Source organism: Mesorhizobium sp. M7A.F.Ca.AU.001.01.1.1, assembly GCF_004022735.1.
Taxonomy (GTDB): domain Bacteria; phylum Pseudomonadota; class Alphaproteobacteria; order Rhizobiales; family Rhizobiaceae; genus Mesorhizobium; species Mesorhizobium ciceri.
Map to the genome: position 1 here is coordinate 1 of NZ_RZPF01001294.1, position 662 is coordinate 662.

General features: G+C 61.2%; 1 protein-coding gene and 1 pseudogene. Both read right to left on the reverse strand.

The genetic code is table 11. The features are described from left to right. Positions 1-315, reverse strand: a pseudogene (locus EN884_RS37735) (ABC transporter permease); the annotation flags it as partial. Positions 316-341: 26 nt separating this feature from the next. Next, the coding region (locus EN884_RS37740) for an ATP-binding cassette domain-containing protein (protein WP_164895506.1) at positions 342-662 on the reverse strand (321 nt) is incomplete at its 5' end.

Here is a 662-nt window from a genome sequence, read left to right on the forward strand (position 1 = left end):
ACTCAGCGTCACCCCTTGCATCAGGAAGCCGGCAACGACGCCGGCCAAGCCCAGCGTCGACCCCACCGACAGATCGATGCCGCCATTGAGGATGACAAGCAGCATGCCGATCGCGAGGATTCCGAAGATGGCGACATGCGAGGCCATGGTCAGGAAATTCGCCACCGAGAGGTAGTAGGGCGACAGGATCGAAAAGACGACGATGATGACGATCAGGGCAAAGAAAGCGCGGCCCTCGAGCAGCAGCTTGGCGAGATCGAAGCCTTCGCTCGCGCTTGGACTGGACTGTTTTCTGGCCTGGCTGACATCGGTCATGGTGTGGGCTCCGAAATTCCTGGTGATCAGGCGACCACGGCTTCGCCCGAGGCGGCCATGATCTGCTCTTTGGTGGCATTGGCGCCGAATTCGGCTGAAATCCTGCCGCGGCGCATGACGACGATGCGGTGGGCAATGCTGAGGCATTCGTTGACCTCAGAGGTCGAGAAGACGACGGCAAGGCCCTGCGCAGCGCGTTCGCTCAGCAAGCGGAAGACTTCGGCCTTGGCGCCGACATCGATGCCGCGGCTCGGCTCGTCGAGAAGGATAACCTTGGGATTGGTCGTCAGCATCTTGCCGATGACGACCTTCTGCTGATTGCCGCCCGACAGCGATCCGATCATGGC